Source organism: Aeromonas sobria, from assembly GCF_006243315.1.
Taxonomy (GTDB): Bacteria; Pseudomonadota; Gammaproteobacteria; order Enterobacterales; family Aeromonadaceae; genus Aeromonas; species Aeromonas sobria_A.
The window spans coordinates 177,670-194,485 of the sequence record NZ_NKWE01000001.1 but is presented as its reverse complement, the minus strand read 5'-3'; the positions used below and the strand labels follow the sequence as shown (position 1 = coordinate 194,485).

The following is a 16,816-nucleotide window of genomic DNA, read 5'->3' as shown; positions in this document are numbered from 1 at the left end:
ACCAGCATCATTGCTGGTCTTTCAGATTAAACGGGCGAACATAGGGCAACAGCTCGGTATCCATGGTGACGCTGCGGCCACCGGTACCGACACTGCCAAGTCCCTTCATCTCGAACTGCAGACCAATGACTTTTTCCGAGGTGGGTTGCAGGGTGATGTTATCTGGCTGGTTATGCCACTCCAGACTCATATTGATGCTCCAGCAACAGGAGTCATATTTGACACCAATCATCCGGTCAATGTTCACATCCTGCTTGATATCACGATAGTAACCGCCATACATCTGCCACTGATCGGCGATCGGCGCCATCATTACCAAACCGGCCTGGCTCAGATCTTCGGTAAGGGCCGGGTTGTTCGGGTCTCTGTAGTCCCGGTTACCATCCTTGATATAGCGGTAGTTGAGCTGGGTGGTCAGCTTGCCAGTCCGGTATTCCACTGCGCTGTTACCGGCGATGAACTCCCCTTCCGCTGTGTCGTACTGGGCGCCTGCATGGGCAAACCACTGCTCGGTGATGCGGGCATCCCCCTCGAAGGAGAGCAGGGAGCGAGAGTTGGTGCTCTCTGGGTCGGACGGGTAGAGGCGCACCTTGGGCGGCGTCATCTCGAAGGCTTGAGCCACAGCCAGACGTAACCGCTCATCACCGACATTGTCATAGACCCGGCTGGTCAGGCCAACGGTGATCCGGTTGGCATCGCTGATGCGGTCGAGACCGGCGTAGCGGCGATCGCTGAACAGGCTGTAGTAGTCCTGACGGGTGGTAGTGGAGTCATAGATCCCGATATCATCCTGATCCCGATAGGGAACATAGAGATATTGGAACTCGGGCTCCAGGGTTTGGGTCCCCTTGCCATCATACCAGTTGAGCGGGCGGTCGAAGTTGACCCCCCCTTTGAGACGGAAGGAGGGCAAGGTACGGGTAACTGTGCCGTCTTTGAGGGTTAACTGCTTGGTATCCGCGTCGGTGAAGCGGCTGCGATCCGTGTAGACCAGATCCTTGGGCACCTCCTGGTTGTAGGAGGTAAACATCAGCTTGTACTGGCTGGTGAGGTAGTAACCCGGTGCGTCCACCAATGGAACGGTCAGGGTCGGTGCCAGATGCAAACGGGTGGCGGTGTAACGCTCACCGGCCTGCTGGGCACTGGCGTTGCCACTGTCGTAACCAAACTTGGTCAGCTCGCTGTTCCAGGCCAGATCGAACCATTTCCCCTGCTGATAGTAGTTGTAGTCGATACGGGGCAGCATCTCGTGGGGCAGCAGCGCGTAGGGACTCAGGATCTGGTAGCGGCGTACCTCGGAGGTGAGGTTCCAGTTGTGCTGGTAGTAGCCAGCGGTAAAAGATTGCTGCAACTGGCTGTCGACCTGGGTGCCCACTTGCGGGCTGAAGTCGTTGAAGTAGTTGTAGTCCTTGTCCCGCACCTTGGTGTAGTCGATGCCAAAGCGCAGGGCGCCATCCATCAGGGCAGAGCCGTGACGGAGGTTCATCAGGTAGCGATGGCCATCGGACAGGCCAGCCAGGCTCTGGTTGCTCGGAGTGTACTGCTTGTCATCCGCCAGATTTTCAAAATAGAGGGTGCCGGTATGGGCGGGGTCCGGCATGTAGCGGAACTCCACCTGCTCCATCAGGCCGCGTTTGTCCATAAAGCGGGAGGTGATGGTGGCATCATAGTTGGGGGCAATGTTCCAATAAAATGGCTGGGTGATCTCCATGCCGTTGCTGGAACTTTGCTTGTAACCCGGGTAGAGCAGACCGGTCTTGCGCTCATCTTTGATGGGGAAGTTGATGTACGGGAAGTAGAACACCGGATAGTCATAGAGCCAGAGGCTGGCATTCCAGGCTTCACCGAACACCTCTTTCTGGTCGATGTCGATGCTGCCCGCCTTGAGGGTCCACACTTCCTGACCGGGGGGGCAGGTGGTGTACTGGGCCCCCTCCATGGTGATGTTCTGATTGTTGTTGGTCATCACCACGCGCTTGGCAAAGCCGCGCACCGGTGAGCCGTGCACCTGATAATTGCCCTCTTCCAGCTCGGAATTTTTTGTATTGAGGTTGGATTTAAGGGTCTTGTCGCTGGTGACGGTCACCTGACCGTCGTTGTAATAGATGTTGCCGATGGCGATGACATCCCGGCTCTGCTGATCGAGCTGGGCATAGTCGGAGTCAAACTTGCGAACGCCTTGACGCACCTTGACGTCACCTTCGTAGACGGCGGTGCCGCCCTGTTTGGCCTCGAGACGGTCGGCATCCACCTCTACGGGCAGCGCGTTGGCCTCCTGATCAGATGCAGGCTTCACGATTTTGGGAACATAGTCATAGCAAAGACTATCGAGGATCCCGGTGGCTGGCGGCGGATCGAACGGTGCCGCCTGTACCATCATGGATGTCAGGGCGGGTGCCAGGCTGATAGTCAGGGCGATGGGATAGCCGTACCCCAGTGTCCATTTTTTCATGTGAAAGACTCGTGCAATCCGTGATAGATACGGTTGATCCAAGGCATGCATTTTACGACAGGTTTCATCGAGTTGACATTGCATGTCATTGCTTTATGTTAGCCGGCAATGATAAAGCATTATTGCAGCCAGGGCTAACAGCCAAGTGCTGCTTTCCACCTTGGTCCCCGACTTATGCACGATCGCGATTCCCTGCTTTTGCAGTGGGCACGCCATGTTTCTGGTGATGCCAACCTTCAGTTGACCCTTATTTCCGGTGATGCCAGCTTTCGCCGCTACTCCCGTGGCGGTGGTCTGGTATGGGTAGATGCCAATCCTAAAACCGAAAAAAATCATGAGTTTGTTCGTAACTCCGCCGCCTTGCTGGCGCGTCAGCTGCTGGCGCCAGAGGTCAAGGCGGTGGACTACGAACAGGGCTTGCTGGCGGTCAGCGACCTTGGCGATACCCAGCTGATCAGCTGTCTGAACGCGCAAACGGTGCAGGCCTGGTATGGTAAAGCCATTGATCTGTTGCCCCGACTGGGCTCAGTCGAACTGGCGCTTGAGCCGTTCGATGCGGCCTTTATGGCGCGAGAAAACAGCATCTTCCCCGAGTGGCTGCTGGGGCAGCATCTGCAGTTGACCCTGAGCAATGAAGAACAGTTGTTGCTGGATGAGACCTTTGCCTGCCTCACCGCCTGCAATCTGGCCCAGCCGCAAGGGGTGATGCACCGGGATTTCCACAGTCGCAACCTGATGGTGTGTGGCGGTGATACTCCCGAGACCAGCACCCTTGCTATCATCGATTTTCAGGACATGGTGATCGGGCCCCTGAGCTATGACCTGGTCTCCCTGCTCAAAGATTGCTATGTGCGCTGGCCGGATGAGGTGATCGATGAAGGGATGCGCCATGGCTTTGCCACCCTGCAGCAGGCGGGTCTGCTTGGCGAGCTCGATTATGCCAGTTTCCGTCGTGATGCCGACCTGACCGGCATGCAGCGCCACCTGAAAGCGGCAGGGATCTTCACCCGCCTTTATCATCGTGACGGCAAGTCCGGTTACCTCAAGGATATTCCCCGCACCCTCGGCTACGTGGTGGATGTCTGTCGCACTCACGGTAGCGCCTATCCGGTACTGGCCCGTTTTGGTCAGTGGCTGGAGCGGGTGGTGTTGCCCGGGATGGCCAACGCGGGAGTGAAACCATGAAGGCGATGATCCTGGCTGCTGGCCGTGGCGAGCGGATGCGCCCGCTCACCGATTTGCTGCCCAAGCCGCTGCTGGCGGTGGGGGGCAAGCCGCTCATCGTCCATCACATCGACAAGCTCAAAGCCGCCGGGGTGACCGAACTGGTGATCAACCACGCCTGGCTCGGCCACAAGTTGGTGGAGGCGCTCGGCGATGGCAGTGCGCTTGGCGTGACCATCCACTGGTCGGCCGAGGAGAGTGCATTGGAGACTGCAGGCGGTATCGTGCAGGCGCTACCGCTACTGGGCTCTGCGCCATTTCTGGTGATTAACGGCGATACCTGGCTCGATCTGGATTATCGCTCTCTGGTCAGCCAGCCCCTTGGCGATGATCTGGCCCATCTCTGGCTGGTACCTAATCCACCCCAACACCCAACCGGCGATTTTGCTCTGCAAGAGGGGCGAGTCATGGATACGCCAGCATTTACCTTCAGCGGGGTCGGACTATATGATCCGGCAGCCTTTGCCGGTCTCGCTGGCGGCGCCCGCAAGCTGGCGCCGCTGCTGCGGGAGTGGATGGCACAAGGGCGAGTGGGCGGCAGCTTGCTCGCTGGCGAATGGCGCGATATTGGCACGGTCGAGAGACTGCGCGAGCTGGACGACCAGCTCCAGGCTCGCACTCATTAACATCAAGAGGTCTTGAACCATGCGTATTTGGGGTAAGGTGCTGGGCGCCTTCTTCGGTTTTCTGCTCGGCAATATCATTGGCGCCCTGATTGGTCTGTGGATCGGCCACCGTTTTGATCGGGGTATGGGGCTGCAAGGGGCGTTTCGCCGCGGCCCGAACCCGCAACAACAAGCGGTCTTTTTTCATGCCACCTTTTCAGTTATGGGCCATATCGCCAAAGCGAGTGGTCAGGTAACCGAGCATGAGATCCGGGTTGCCTCCAACCTGATGGATCGAATGCGGCTGGCCGGTGATCAGCGTGCCCGGGCGCAGGAGTCGTTTCGTCTCGGTAAAGAGGCCGATTTTCCGCTGCGCGAGACCCTGGCCGAGTTCCGTCGCGCCAGTCTGGGGCAGCGCGATATACTGCGCTTCTTCCTTGAGGTACAGCTACAGGCCGCCTTTGCTGACGGGCGGGTAGAGGAGGGCGAGCGCGCCATTCTTCATACCATCGCCGACGAGCTGGGTTTCAGTCGCATCGAGCTGGCCCGCATTCTGGCGATGGCCGAGGCGCAGATGAACTTCTTCAATCGTTCTCATGGCCAATATCAGGGCGGTGGTGCGGGTGGCCAACAGTACCGGCAGGAGGCGCCCTCTGCAGATCGGCTCAAGGATGCCTACCAGCTGCTGGGGGTGAGCGAAAGCGACAGCGATCAGGATATCAAGCGCGCCTACCGCAAGGAGATGAGCAAGCACCATCCGGACAAGCTGGCCGCCAAAGGGCTGCCGCCGGAGATGATGGAGATGGCCAAGGAGAAGACCCAGGAGATCCAGCAAGCCTGGGAGTGGATCCGCGAGGCGCGCGGCATTCGTTAAGCGCTGAAGCCTGTCATACAGGCACAGCAGACAATAAAAAGCCCCGCAGCAGTGCGGGGCTTTTGTTTTTGCCGTGTGGCGTCACGCCGGGTTATTTGGCCGGAATGGCTTCCAGCACGTGCACCAGCAGTTGCCAGAAACGCTCGACCGCCGGGATGTGCACCTTCTCGTCAGGGGAGTGGGCACCACGGATGGTCGGGCCGAAGGAGACCATGTCCCACTTTGGATAGGCGCTCTTGAACAGACCGCACTCGAGACCGGCATGGATCACCATGACGTTGGGCATGGTGCCGAACAGGGTCTGGTAGCTGCTCCGTACCAGCGCCATCACAGGGGAGTCCACATTCGGCGCCCAACCCGGGTAGGCACCGGTGAATTCGCAGCTGGCGCCCGCCAGGGTGAACAGGGAGCGGGTCATCTGCTCGATGCTCTCGCGGCCGGAGTCGATCAGGGAGCGGATCAGGCACTGGACGTACACTTCGCCATCCTGAGTCTTGATGACCCCCAGGTTGGTAGAGGTTTCGGTCACGCCGGGCATGGCATCGCTCATGCGCATCACGCCGTTCGGGCAGGCCAGCAGGGCATCCAGCAGGCGCTGCTGCAGGGAGACGCTCATCAGCTTGGCCGGTTTGGCAGCGCTGTTGACCAGCAGGGTCAGATTTGGCTCGGTGGCGGCCAGCTCGGTCTGGTAGATACCGGTGTAACGGTCAACCAGCGCGTTGAACTCGCTCACGCTGGCGGTTGGCACCAGCAGGGTGGCACGGGCTTCGCGCGGGATGGCGTTGCGCAGGGTGCCGCCGTGGATTTCGGCCAGACGGATACCTAGCGGCTCAGCTGCTTTGAGCAGGCGCACCAGCAGCTTGTTGGCGTTGCCACGGCCGCGATGGATGTCGCAACCAGAGTGACCGCCACGCAGCCCTTTGACCGCCAGCTCGACAGCGTCGCCTTCGCTGGCGTCAACCAGTTCGAGCGGGAAGCGGATATTGGCATCCACACCGCCCGCGCAGCCCATGTAGACTTCGCCATCTTCTTCGGAGTCGGTGTTGAGCAGAATTTCGCCCTCCAGCCAGCCTGCTTCGAGGCCGAAGGCGCCAGTCATGCCGGTCTCTTCGTCGGTGGTCAGCAGCACTTCCAGCGGGCCGTGTTTGATGGTTTTGTCGGCCAGCACCGCCAGACAGCCTGCCATGCCAACGCCGTTGTCGGCACCCAGAGTCGTGCCACGGGCAGTGACCCACTCACCATCTATATAGGCATCGATAGGGTCGGTCGCGAAGTCGTGTTTGGTGTCGGCATTGGCCTGCGGCACCATGTCGATATGGGCTTGCAGCACCACGGCTTTGCGGTTTTCCATTCCCGGGGTGGCCGGCTTCTTGATGATGATGTTACCGACCTTATCTTGCTTGACGGTCAGCCCTTCCCCCTGGGCCCATTGGATGATCCAGGCACTGAGTTTGGCTTCATGCTTGGAAGGGTGGGGAATGGAGCAGATCTGTTCGAAGAAATGCCAAATCAGTTGGGGGGTCAAGGAACTTAGTTGTGCCACGTCGGGACTCCTTACCAGCACGGAAAAAAACAGGGCCCCATCAGCGGGCCGAGGAAGAGGCTAACGATAATACAGTCAATCGCACAAAAATGTGAGCCGTCAGCGCAAATCGCAGGCTGATTGTGCTGGTGTATGACAACAGGACAGTACGATCGTCAGGTGAGAGCGATGCTGCGTAGTGCAAAAGAAATTTTTGTGACCGATCTCACAAAAAAGTTGAATTTACGGTGTCGACTGGTACATTAGCTCCCGTGGTTCGCCACCCGTCAGGATGACGATGAAAGCCTCCAGGGAACCGAAGCAAAGCAAGTGCGCCTCCATGGAACCGAGTGTTCGTTCAAGGATTTGAGCCCGCATAAAGGTACGTAACTTGTTAAGCAATCAGGAGTTTTAATATGCCAGGCAGCAACTCAACCTATTGGTTTGCCCCTTCTTTGTATACCCAGGGTTTCAGCTACCCTAACCCCTTCGTCACTCGTCGCTAAGACGAGTAGCCTGATTAGGCGGGGACGAGAAAGCAGCAGGTGCGTGAGGTCAAACCTCCCCCTGCTATTTTTTTATCTGCGATTTACCGCTGTGTCCTTTTTGGTGTCAACAGCAGGGGTGACAGGTTGGCCGTTTGGCTCTCAGGATCTGCCGAATGGAGAGGGTGATGCCGATTTTTCCTGTTTTTGGCATACGTTTGCCAGGCATTTTCTCTGCAAACGGTGCTATCATCTCGGCCCAACAGCTTGTCCGCGGTTTCGGCACTCTCTCTCTAGCCGATCGCCGGATATGTCAGTTTTGCTTCCATTGTATCCAGATCCGCTGCCGAGGCTTAGCCCTGAGGCAGCCGAAGTGCAATCTGAATTCAGTTGGGCGCGAGCCACATTTTCTGATCTCCGAAAGATTTCTAGCGGGGGTTTTGCTTTAAGTCATTGTTTTTATATAACTATTCGAGATAGATAACATGCCGAAAAAGTTCTATGTGTCGTGGGATAACCTGCAACGTGAAGCTCGCCGTCTGGCCCGTCGTCAGCTGCCTGTCAGCCAGTGGAAAGGTATCATCGCGGTCAGCCGTGGTGGCCTGGTACCCGCAGCCCTGATGGCTCGTGAACTTGGCATCCGTAACGTAGAAACCCTCTGCATCTCCAGCTATGACCATAACAGCCAGCGCGAGCTGGTAGTGGTCAAAGGCGCGACGACTGCGGGTGATGGTGAAGGTTGGCTGGTAGTAGAAGATCTGGTGGATACCGGTACTACCGCCAAGGCAATCCGCGACCTCTACCCGAAAGCCAAGTTCATCGCGATCTTCGCCAAGCCGATGGGTGAGGCGCTGTTGGACGACTTCGAAGTGGCCATCCCGCAGGATACCTGGATCGAACAGCCGTGGGATATGGCGCTGGAGTTCGCCACGCCGATTTGTGAAGAAGAGTAACACCACGTTAGTGTGTCGCATTTCACAGTTATGGTTGCACTGGGCCCCAATTTGGGGCCCAGTTTTTTGTGTATCAATCTGTTGCAGGGTGGCTGATCGGCGTTAAAAGTGGTTAAGATGGACCATTGCCTGATTCTTAATGGGACATCATCTTGGACTTGAACGACGACCTAAACCTGACTGACAAGTTATTTACCCGCGTCAAGAAGGTATTGGAAACATCCGAGATTTCCAACTCCAGTGTGGCTGACGTGGCTGAGGCCCAGTCAGACCAGATGTTTATCGACGGCTCCATGTCAAAGAGCTGGTATCGTCTGTTACGCCGCCCCTCTTGGGCTTGGCAAGGAGCCGATCCCGTCGAGGTAGAGCAAACCCTGGCCCAGATTGCCATGGCAACCGGTGAGCGTACGCACGACTGCTATCTCGATACCATCAAGGGATACGTACCTGGCAACTGGATCTATGAGTGGAGCCAGCTGGCCGGGACTTACTTCAAGCGAGGCCGTGAACTGTGTGAGCAAGGCGACCCCAAGGGGGCTCTCAAACAGCTGCTGAAGGCCGTGCGTTACTACTCCATCGCCAGCTACCCCCACCTGAAAGATGACGAACTGGCCGATCAGGCCCAGTTGCTTGGCAATATGGCCTATCGTGAGGCGGGCAGGCTGTTCAAAGTGCCGCTCAAAGAGATCCAGGTGCCTTTTCGCGGCAAGCAGATCCAGGGTTATCTCCATCTGCCGACCACTGACAAACCGGTGCCGCTGGTGATCATCAGCGGGGGAATTGACTCCCTGCAGCTCGATTTTCTCAGCTTTTATCTCAAGCGGCTCGAGCCCAACGGCATCGGCATGCTCTCTCTTGATATGCCGGGGATCGGCTATGCCGAGCATTGGCCGCTGGTACAAGACACCAGTCGTCTCCACCAGGCAGTACTGCACCATCTATCCGATGTAGCCTGGGTCGATCACCAGCGTATTGCCATGGTCGGTTTTCGGCTGGCAGGCAATGTTGCAGCCCGGCTGGCCTTTATCGAACCCTTCAAACTGCGCACCGTGGTCTGTGTCGGGGCCGGGGTCAATCAGTTATTTACCAATCAGGAGTTGTTTACCAAGTGTCCACGCATGATGCGTGATAGCTTGGCTAACCGGTTGGGGGCCGATGCGGCGCAGTGGGATGCCATGCGCACCAAGTGCCAGGTATTTTCACTTAAAACCCAAGGATTACTGGGGAGTCGCACCTCGGTGCCGATATTAAGTATCGGACACAAGAAAGATTTTATTTGTCCCGAGCAGGATGTACGGGCATTGGCGGCAGCCAGCCGTAATGGCAAGGCCATCGTATTCGATAAACAGCCTTTGCTGGAGGTGTATGACAAGGCATTGGACGAAATAGTCCAGTGGTTGAAGCAACATTTGTGTACCTGACATTGCGCTAAAAAACTGACGCCCTCATAAGATGGCGTGGCTTGTTTAACAGGGAGGTTAACATGTCTGAAAGAGTGACCTACAAGCGGCTGCTGAGGCAGTTTGCGGCTCTCGGCCCCTATTTGCGTGAGGATCTCTGCGAAGAGGGGCGCTACCGTTTTGACAGCCTTTCCGTTTGCATCAGTGCCAAACCGGCGCCGGACAAACGGGAGTTCTGGGGCTGGTGGCTGGTGCTGGAGCAGGACGATCACCATTTCCGTTACCACTATGAGCTTGGTTTCTACAATGCCGAGGGTGAGTGGATCAATAAGGCGATCCCCAAGAAGCATCAGGCGGAGGTTGACCGAACCCTTAACCGCTTCTACAAGCTCATCAGTGACAAGTTGGCGGCTCTGGAGTGCCAGTTAGCACCCGCTGATCAGGTCACCAATGAATTGACCGTGACAGCTGCCTGAATCCTGATGCCCGGCGAGGGGAGCAGACCCTTTCGCCGGGCTATCAGCTAACCCTTCGTCCAACCCTGCGAGCCACCTGAGCCGCGCATTTTCCCGCATCCCCTTACCCCGACGTTAATTGCCTTGCAGGCCACCATGGCCGTGGGTATAAAGATATTCCTTACTTTTTTAGCCTTTATGCTCCCATGGAAAACAAAACCATAGTCGTCAAGTTGGGCACCAGCGTGCTCACAGGGGGGTCTTCCCAGCTCAATCGTGCCCATATGGTCGAGTTGGTCAGACAGTGTGCGGCCTTGCACCGTCACGGCCATCGGGTCGTGGTCGTTACATCGGGGGCTATTGCCGCCGGGCGTGAACATCTGGGCCATCCGCCACTGGCGCCAACCTTGCCCAACAAGCAGATGCTGGCGGCCGTCGGCCAGACCCAGCTGATCCGGGTATGGCAGGATCTGTTTAACCTTTATGGCGTGCATATCGGCCAGATGCTGCTGACTCGCGCCGACCTGGAAGACCGGGAACGCTACCTTAATGCCCGTGACACCCTGCGCACCCTGCTTGATCACCACATCATTCCGGTGATCAACGAGAACGATGCGGTGGCGACCGCCGAGATCAAGGTGGGCGACAACGACAACCTCTCGGCCCGCGCGGCCATTCTGGCGGATGCAGATCTGCTGATCCTGCTCACCGACCAGAAGGGACTCTTTACCGCCGATCCCCGTACCAATCCCGATGCCCAGCTGATCGAAGAGGTGCAGACCATCGACGATACCCTGCGCTCGCTGGCGGGTGACAGCGTCAGCGGCCTCGGTACCGGCGGCATGGCCACCAAGCTGCAGGCTGCCGACGTGGCGCGCCGCGCCGGTGTCAACGTGGTGATTGCTACCGGCCAGATGCCGGAGGTGATCGGTCGCCTTGCCAAGGGCGAGCGGATCGGCACCCTGTTCCCGGCGTTGGCTTCGCCGCTGGAAGGGCGCAAGAGCTGGATTTTGGCTGGCCCACCCCCTCACGGTGAAGTACATGTGGATCAGGGGGCTGTAGCTGCGATTCAGGAGAAAGGCTCCAGCCTGTTACCCAAGGGCATAGTCGCGGTCAAGGGTGACTTCATTCGGGGCGATGTGGTGCGTATTCTCGATCCCAAGGGGGTTGAGCTGGCCCGCGGCATCTGCCGTTACGACCATCTGGAGCTGGAGAAGCTGCGCGGCGTTCACTCGGATCAGATTGAGCTGGTATTGGGCTATGGATATGGTTCAGTAGCGATCCATCGAGACGACATGGTGCTGCTCTGAGTGGGTTTGTACTACTAGCCCAGAGCCAACGATGGCTACGGGGTCTGTGGGCGATCCATCGGGATGATATGGTGCTGCTCTAATCAGGGCGGCACGGCATGAATAAAAGGGAACTGAAATGAGTCTGGAGAAAATGGGGCAGGCGGCCCGTGAAGCCGCCTATCAGCTGGCCACCATCAGCACGGCGCAGAAGAATCGGGCGCTGGCCGCCATCGCCGACGAGCTGGAGGCGCGAAGCGAGCAGATCCTGGCTGCCAACGACAAGGATATCGCGGCAGGCCGTGAGGCAGGCCTCTCCGAGGCGATGCTGGATCGGCTGCTGCTCAATCCGGCCCGGCTGGCCGGGATTGTGGCCGATGTGCGCAAGGTGATCACTCTGGACGATCCGGTTGGCGCTGAAATCGACAGCCGGGTGCTGGAGAACGGCCTGCGGCTCTCCCGTCGTCGGGTGCCCATCGGCGTCATCGGCGTTATCTACGAGGCGCGCCCCAACGTCACCATCGACATCGCCAGCCTCTGCCTCAAGACCGGCAACGCCAGCATACTGCGCGGCGGGCGCGAGACCTTCCACTCCAATCTGGAGCTGGTGCGGGTGATCCAGCGTGCGCTAGCCGCCTCCGGTCTGCCTGCCGAGGCGGTACAGTACATCGACAACCCGGATCGGGCGCTGGTCGGCGAGTTGCTGCGCCTCGATCGTTATGTGGACATGATCATCCCCCGCGGCGGTGCCGGGCTGCACAAGATGTGCAAGGAGAACAGCTCCATCCCCGTTATCATCGGCGGCTTTGGCATCAGCCATATCTTCGTCGACGCGAGCGCCGATCTGGAGCGCTCCCTGGCGGTGATCGACAACGCCAAGGTGCAGCGCCCCTCCGCCTGCAATGCGCTCGATACCCTGCTGGTACATGAAAAAGTCGCTGCTGTTTTTGCGCCGCAGCTGGTGGCGCTGATGAATGAACGCAAGGTGACACTGGTCGGCGCGGCCAATGCCATGGGGCTGCTGGTTGGCGCCGACAACCTGTGCGAGGCGGGGTCGGAAGATTTCGACACCGAGTGGCTGGGGTTGACACTGGGGGTCAAGCTGGTGGCGGATGTGAACGAGGCGCTGGCCCATATGCGCGAACATAACGCCGGTCACTCCGATGCCATCCTCACCAACGATCTGGCCAACGCCGAGCGTTTCGTCAACGGTGCCGGTTCGGCGGCGGTTTACGTCAACGCCTCGACCCGCTTTACCGATGGCGGCCAGTTTGGTCTGGGGGCCGAGGTGGCGGTTTCGACCCAGATGCTCCATGCCCGTGGCCCCATGGGGTTGACCGAGCTCACCAGCTACAAGTGGGTGGGGCAGGCGGATTATCTTATTCGCGCCTGATAACGCCATGTTTACCTGCAAAAATGCCGACCATAGGGTCGGCATTTTGTTTGACTGGTATCGCGCCGATACCACGCAGTGCGCTATCCCTTGGGGTTATTCCCCCTGATAAAGCACCTTGTCACCGGACTTGAGCACATAACCCTTCCAGATAAAGAGGGTGTAGTCGCCGCCCAGCCAGGACCAGTTGCCCTCTGCACCCTGACGGGTCAGAGCAAGCATCTCGCCGCTGGGCAGATGCAACTCGGCCAGCGTCTGGTCGGCATTGAACAGCACGAAGGCGCTGCTGGTCTGGCTGGTGTCGGTCGGATTGAGTCGTACACCCTGTTCAAACAGGCGCACACACTGGTTGGCCAGTGGTGACCACTGGTAGCCAGCACTGGCAAGGCAGCCGTGATTGTCGTGATCATTACCTACCATAGATGGCTCCGGTGCGCTGCAGGCAGCCAATAAGAGAGAGGCGGTCAGCAGGGTCAAGGTTCGCATGGTTACTCCTGATTATCTCGTTCAATGACGATGTTGGAAAATCCCAACTCTTTGAAGTAGTTCTCTTGGTAATCCTTTACGCTTTTCTTGTCACGACGACAAACCTGAGCCAGTTGGGCCTCCATGGCGTGGAAACTGGCGAGATCCAGCCCTTCGGCAGCGGCAATGGCATCGTAGATGCTGCGGAACTTGTCGTTCGCGTAGCCGAGCTCTTTAGCCTGTTTTTTATAGGTATAGGTAATCTTAAACGCCATCTGGCCCTTCCTTCTTCGATTTGGCTTGCTTGCGCTGGACGTAGAGGTAGAGGCTCTCCACCTTTTCCCGTGCCCACGGGGTCTTGCGCAAAAACTTCAGGCTGGACTTGATACTGGGATCTTCAGTGAAACAGCGGATATTGACTTGCTGCCCCAGCTCTTCCCAGCCGTAGTATTCGACCAGTGCGGTGACGATTGCTTCCAGCGTCAGCCCGTGCAGCGGGTTGTTTTTCTGCGCAGAGCCTGGCTGTGCAGGGGGTTGCTGCTCGCTCATGCTTGCTCCGTCAGCTTGGCAAAGGGTTGACCCATGCGAGTGGTCACACCGTTGGTCAAGTGGGATTCAAAGCCAGCCAGCATCCCGGGGCCAAACAGACAGACCACGGTACTGCCCAGCTTGAACAGGCCCATCTCGGCCCCTTTTTGCAGAGTGATAGCCTCATCACCGCTGTAATCCCAGCGCACCACTTCCTTCTGGCCACACACACCTTTCTGCTTAACCGGCGCAATGTTGCCGGCCCAGATGGTTTCGATACTGGCGACGATGGTGGCACCGACCAGCACCAGCGCCATCGGGCCGTGCGGGGTGCGGAAAGTCGCAACCACCCGCTCATTGCGGGCGAACAGGTTGGGCACGTTCTCGGCAGTGAGCGGGTTGACGGAGAACAGATCCCCCGGCACGAACACCATGCTCTCCAGCACGCCGTCCAGCGGCATGTGGATACGGTGGTAATCCTTGGGCGCCAGATAGATGGTAGCGAAATCGCCGCCTTGGAATGGTGCCACCAGATCCTGATAACCGCCCAGCAGCTCACGGGCGCTGTAGTCGTGGCCCTTGGCCTGAATGATGCGGCCCTGCTGGATCGGGCCGAGCTGGCTGACGGTGCCATCCACCGGCAGCGCCAGAGTCATGGCATCTTCAACTATCGGGCGGATACCGGGTTTGAGCTCACGGGTGAAGAACTCGTTGAAGCTCTTGTAGTGAGCCGGGCTTTCGTGCAGCGCTTCACTCATGTCGACCTGGTACTGCTTGATAAAGGTCTCGATGACGCGGGTGGTCAGGTTACCGGCTTGCGCAGCAGCAAACTTGCCGACCAGACGGGAGAGGGCATGCTTGGGCAAACAGTATTGACCGGCAATTTTAAGGTTGTCAGTAATGCTCATGTTGATCATCAGCTCTTAGTCAAAAGAGGGGGTGAATAGCGGGTCACAGTCGGGCCTGTTGCCGACCGTGACGGGCTTCCTGCATGGTTTCCAGGATGCGGTGATAATTGTAGAATCGATCGGCACTGATTTGGCCGCTATTGACGGCACCACGCAGTGCGCAGCCTGGGTCATCTTTGTGGGTACAGTCGCGAAAACGGCACCCCCCCAGATAGTCGCGAAACTCGATAAAGCACCAGGTGATGCGATCGGCTTCCAGATGCCAGAGGGCAAATTCGCGGATCCCCGGGGAGTCGATCAGATCGCCACCGCTCGGGAAGTGATAGAGTCGGGCCGTGGTAGTGGTGTGCTGGCCGAGCCCCGAGTTTTCCGAGACCTCGCCAGTGAGCACTCCCAGCCCCGGCATCAAGGCGTTGGTCAGGGATGATTTACCAACCCCTGACTGGCCGACGAAGATGCTGATCTTGCCTTCGAACTGGGCCTTGAGCTCGTCAAGCCCTTCGCCGCTCTCGCAACTGACCAGGATCACTTGATAGCCCAGCTTGCGATAGGGGGTCAGCTGCTGCTCAATACGCAGACGCGCTGCATCATCCAGCAAATCGACTTTGTTCAGCACTATGAGTGGCTGGATCTCCACATCCTCGGCGGCCACCAGATAGCGGTCGACGATGTTGGTGGAGAACTCGGGTAACACCGCCGAAACGATGATGATCTGGTCGATATTGGCTGCGATGGGCTTTACCCCGTCGTAGAAGTCCGGTCGGGTCAGCACTGAATGACGGGGATGAACCGCCTCGATGACCCCGGCGGTCGCGGCATTGAGGCCGGGACGCCACACCACCTTGTCGCCACACACCAGGCTGCTGATGCTGCTGCGCCGCAGGTTGCTGCGATGGATGGTGCCGTCAGTCGCTTCGACGTCTGCATGCTGACCGAAACGACTGATCACCATCCCTTCAATAGCCGGGCCAAACAGGGTGTCATCCACCACTGTGGTGTGATCTTTTTGCAGTCGCCGCTCGCGGTTAGCCTGGACGCGCCTTTGTTGACCCAGATTGAGTTTTGCTTTCTTTGCCACTCGATTCGCCAGTTTATGAACAGATCCAAAGCCAGTATGATACATGCAAATTGGCAAAATTCCGCCATTCCTCCCATATAGAGAGAGTAATCATGACAGTCAGCGCGCAGAACCTGGTATGGATCGACATGGAAATGACGGGTCTGGACCCTGAAGAGTGTGTCGTTCTGGAGATTGCCACCATAGTCACCGACAAGGATCTGAATGTGCTGGCACAAGGCCCGGTCATCGCCATTCACCAGAGTGATGCAGAGCTGGCCAAGATGGACGACTGGAACGTTAATACCCACACCAAGAGCGGTCTGGTGGCCCGGGTCAAGGCGAGCCAGCACGATGAGGCGAAAGCCGTGGCCGAGACCCTCGAGTTTATTCGTCAGTGGGTGCCGGAGCGTACCAGCCCGCTGTGTGGCAACAGCATTGGTCAGGATCGCCGCTTCATGGTCAAGCACATGGCCGAGCTGGAAGCCTTCTTCCACTATCGCAACGTCGATGTCAGTACCATCAAGGAGCTGGTGCGTCGCTGGCAGCCGGAGTTGCTGGATCAGTTCACCAAGAGCGGCTCCCATCAGGCACTGGATGACATTCGTGAATCCATTGCAGAATTGCAGTTCTATCGCAGCCACGTCTTCAAAATCTGAGTACCAGGTAAGGAGTTAGCCTGGTTTGGTTGCTAAAAGCGGCAGTTCGGCCAGCTTTTGAGCGAACGCGCGCAACCAGATAAAAAAGCCCTTGCAATTGGAACGACTGCTCTTATAATTCGGCTCCCGTACAGTAGCGCAAGCAACCAAATGCTGTACGACCTGTTTTAAGGTAGTTGCGGGAATAGCTCAGTTGGTAGAGCACGACCTTGCCAAGGTCGGGGTCGCGAGTTCGAGTCTCGTTTCCCGCTCCAAAAAGTGATGATGAAACTGGTTCAATCCAGCCCGATGCGGGAATAGCTCAGTTGGTAGAGCACGACCTTGCCAAGGTCGGGGTCGCGAGTTCGAGTCTCGTTTCCCGCTCCAATCATCATTGCACCTTCGAACACAATTTGTTGCGGGAATAGCTCAGTTGGTAGAGCACGACCTTGCCAAGGTCGGGGTCGCGAGTTCGAGTCTCGTTTCCCGCTCCAATACATGTATTGCCGGAGTAACAGAGTTGGTAGAGCATGATCTGTGCCAGCCAAGGCTGGGGTAGCGAGTTTGA

At 57.9% G+C, this 16,816-nt stretch carries 16 protein-coding genes and 3 tRNA genes; 12 read left to right on the top strand and 7 right to left on the bottom strand.

The genetic code is table 11. The features are described from left to right. Window positions 1-7: 7 nt before the first annotated feature. On the bottom strand, window positions 8-2,452 hold the full coding sequence (gene lptD / locus CF137_RS00925; RefSeq protein ID WP_139717266.1) for an LPS assembly protein LptD: 2,445 nt from the start codon (window positions 2,450-2,452) through the stop codon (window positions 8-10). A 174-nt stretch (window positions 2,453-2,626) separates the two neighbouring features. Between lptD and CF137_RS00920 the strand changes: the two genes are divergently transcribed. Genes CF137_RS00920 through djlA form a run of 3 tightly spaced genes read left to right on the top strand, consistent with a single transcriptional unit; the run spans window position 2,627 to window position 5,155 of the window. After that, window positions 2,627-3,637, top strand: coding sequence for an aminoglycoside phosphotransferase family protein (locus CF137_RS00920; protein WP_139717264.1), 1,011 nt, complete (start codon window positions 2,627-2,629; stop codon window positions 3,635-3,637). After that, the gene (murU, locus tag CF137_RS00915; RefSeq protein ID WP_139717261.1) at window positions 3,634-4,302 is read left to right on the top strand and encodes an N-acetylmuramate alpha-1-phosphate uridylyltransferase MurU; all 669 of its coding nucleotides are present in this window, start codon (window positions 3,634-3,636) and stop codon (window positions 4,300-4,302) included. Before CF137_RS00920 ends, murU begins: the two co-directional genes overlap by 4 nt. A gap of 19 nt (window positions 4,303-4,321) precedes the next feature. Then, window positions 4,322-5,155: a co-chaperone DjlA gene (gene djlA, locus CF137_RS00910; RefSeq protein WP_139717259.1), complete on the top strand. Its 834-nt coding sequence runs from the start codon at window positions 4,322-4,324 to the stop codon at window positions 5,153-5,155. 91 nt (window positions 5,156-5,246) lie between these two features. Here djlA and CF137_RS00905 read toward each other — a convergent pair whose 3' ends face one another. After that, entirely contained in the window at window positions 5,247-6,698 is a 1,452-nt protein-coding gene (locus tag CF137_RS00905) for an aminoacyl-histidine dipeptidase (protein WP_139717257.1), read from the bottom strand. A gap of 949 nt (window positions 6,699-7,647) precedes the next feature. Here CF137_RS00905 and gpt point away from each other — a divergent pair. From gpt to CF137_RS00875, 5 genes are all read left to right on the top strand, one after another. Continuing rightward, on the top strand, window positions 7,648-8,115 hold the full coding sequence (gene gpt / locus CF137_RS00895; protein ID WP_101323788.1) for a xanthine phosphoribosyltransferase: 468 nt from the start codon (window positions 7,648-7,650) through the stop codon (window positions 8,113-8,115). A gap of 152 nt (window positions 8,116-8,267) precedes the next feature. Then, window positions 8,268-9,536: an esterase FrsA gene (gene frsA, locus CF137_RS00890; protein ID WP_101323789.1), complete on the top strand. Its 1,269-nt coding sequence runs from the start codon at window positions 8,268-8,270 to the stop codon at window positions 9,534-9,536. A 62-nt stretch (window positions 9,537-9,598) separates the two neighbouring features. Then, window positions 9,599-9,991, top strand: coding sequence for a sigma factor-binding protein Crl (gene crl / locus CF137_RS00885; RefSeq protein ID WP_139717255.1), 393 nt, complete (start codon window positions 9,599-9,601; stop codon window positions 9,989-9,991). A gap of 185 nt (window positions 9,992-10,176) precedes the next feature. Next, window positions 10,177-11,280 carry a glutamate 5-kinase gene (gene proB / locus CF137_RS00880; RefSeq protein ID WP_139717253.1) on the top strand — a complete coding sequence of 368 codons (1,104 nt, stop codon included), beginning with the start codon at window positions 10,177-10,179 and terminating at the stop codon, window positions 11,278-11,280. Window positions 11,281-11,398: 118 nt separating this feature from the next. Continuing rightward, window positions 11,399-12,652 (top strand): glutamate-5-semialdehyde dehydrogenase, encoded by a 1,254-nt coding sequence (locus tag CF137_RS00875; protein WP_139717251.1) that lies wholly within the window; start codon window positions 11,399-11,401, stop codon window positions 12,650-12,652. Window positions 12,653-12,748: 96 nt separating this feature from the next. Here CF137_RS00875 and CF137_RS00870 read toward each other — a convergent pair whose 3' ends face one another. Genes CF137_RS00870 through rsgA form a run of 5 tightly spaced genes read right to left on the bottom strand, consistent with a single transcriptional unit; the run spans window position 12,749 to window position 15,631 of the window. Next, on the bottom strand, window positions 12,749-13,138 hold the full coding sequence (locus CF137_RS00870; RefSeq protein ID WP_101321334.1) for a hypothetical protein: 390 nt from the start codon (window positions 13,136-13,138) through the stop codon (window positions 12,749-12,751). 2 nt (window positions 13,139-13,140) lie between these two features. Next, a complete protein-coding gene (locus tag CF137_RS00865) occupies window positions 13,141-13,392 on the bottom strand; it encodes a DUF2960 domain-containing protein (protein WP_042018474.1) in 252 nt (83 codons plus the stop codon). After that, entirely contained in the window at window positions 13,382-13,666 is a 285-nt protein-coding gene (locus CF137_RS00860) for a VF530 family protein (RefSeq protein WP_042018472.1), read from the bottom strand. The genes CF137_RS00865 and CF137_RS00860 overlap by 11 nt, the downstream gene beginning before the upstream one ends. Then, complete coding sequence (gene asd / locus CF137_RS00855; protein WP_139717248.1) at window positions 13,663-14,553, bottom strand: archaetidylserine decarboxylase; 891 nt, start codon at window positions 14,551-14,553, stop codon at window positions 13,663-13,665. Before asd ends, CF137_RS00860 begins: the two co-directional genes overlap by 4 nt. A gap of 43 nt (window positions 14,554-14,596) precedes the next feature. Then, entirely contained in the window at window positions 14,597-15,631 is a 1,035-nt protein-coding gene (rsgA, locus tag CF137_RS00850; protein ID WP_042018620.1) for a small ribosomal subunit biogenesis GTPase RsgA, read from the bottom strand. Window positions 15,632-15,723: 92 nt separating this feature from the next. Between rsgA and orn the strand changes: the two genes are divergently transcribed. The 4 genes from orn to CF137_RS00830 all read left to right on the top strand — a co-directional run bounded on the left by orn (window position 15,724) and on the right by CF137_RS00830 (window position 16,742). Beyond that, window positions 15,724-16,269 carry an oligoribonuclease gene (gene orn / locus CF137_RS00845; RefSeq protein ID WP_101323793.1) on the top strand — a complete coding sequence of 182 codons (546 nt, stop codon included), beginning with the start codon at window positions 15,724-15,726 and terminating at the stop codon, window positions 16,267-16,269. A gap of 178 nt (window positions 16,270-16,447) precedes the next feature. Next, a tRNA-Gly gene (locus CF137_RS00840) sits at window positions 16,448-16,523 on the top strand. A gap of 36 nt (window positions 16,524-16,559) precedes the next feature. Further along, a tRNA-Gly gene (locus CF137_RS00835) sits at window positions 16,560-16,635 on the top strand. Between the two features lie 31 nt (window positions 16,636-16,666). Beyond that, window positions 16,667-16,742 (top strand) — tRNA-Gly (locus tag CF137_RS00830). The last annotated feature ends 74 nt before the right edge of the window (window positions 16,743-16,816 follow it).

Coding starts and splice junctions, on each gene's coding strand:
- CF137_RS00870 (WP_101321334.1), bottom strand. CDS start 13,138: ATGCGAACCTTGACCCTGCTGACCGCCTCTCTCTTATTGGCTGCCTGC.
- CF137_RS00865 (WP_042018474.1), bottom strand. CDS start 13,392: ATGGCGTTTAAGATTACCTATACCTATAAAAAACAGGCTAAAGAGCTC.
- lptD (WP_139717266.1), bottom strand. CDS start 2,452: ATGAAAAAATGGACACTGGGGTACGGCTATCCCATCGCCCTGACTATC.
- murU (WP_139717261.1), top strand. CDS start 3,634: ATGAAGGCGATGATCCTGGCTGCTGGCCGTGGCGAGCGGATGCGCCCG.
- proB (WP_139717253.1), top strand. CDS start 10,177: ATGGAAAACAAAACCATAGTCGTCAAGTTGGGCACCAGCGTGCTCACA.
- djlA (WP_139717259.1), top strand. CDS start 4,322: ATGCGTATTTGGGGTAAGGTGCTGGGCGCCTTCTTCGGTTTTCTGCTC.
- CF137_RS00860 (WP_042018472.1), bottom strand. CDS start 13,666: ATGAGCGAGCAGCAACCCCCTGCACAGCCAGGCTCTGCGCAGAAAAAC.
- CF137_RS00875 (WP_139717251.1), top strand. CDS start 11,399: ATGAGTCTGGAGAAAATGGGGCAGGCGGCCCGTGAAGCCGCCTATCAG.
- crl (WP_139717255.1), top strand. CDS start 9,599: ATGTCTGAAAGAGTGACCTACAAGCGGCTGCTGAGGCAGTTTGCGGCT.
- asd (WP_139717248.1), bottom strand. CDS start 14,553: ATGAGCATTACTGACAACCTTAAAATTGCCGGTCAATACTGTTTGCCC.
- orn (WP_101323793.1), top strand. CDS start 15,724: ATGACAGTCAGCGCGCAGAACCTGGTATGGATCGACATGGAAATGACG.
- gpt (WP_101323788.1), top strand. CDS start 7,648: ATGCCGAAAAAGTTCTATGTGTCGTGGGATAACCTGCAACGTGAAGCT.
- CF137_RS00920 (WP_139717264.1), top strand. CDS start 2,627: ATGCACGATCGCGATTCCCTGCTTTTGCAGTGGGCACGCCATGTTTCT.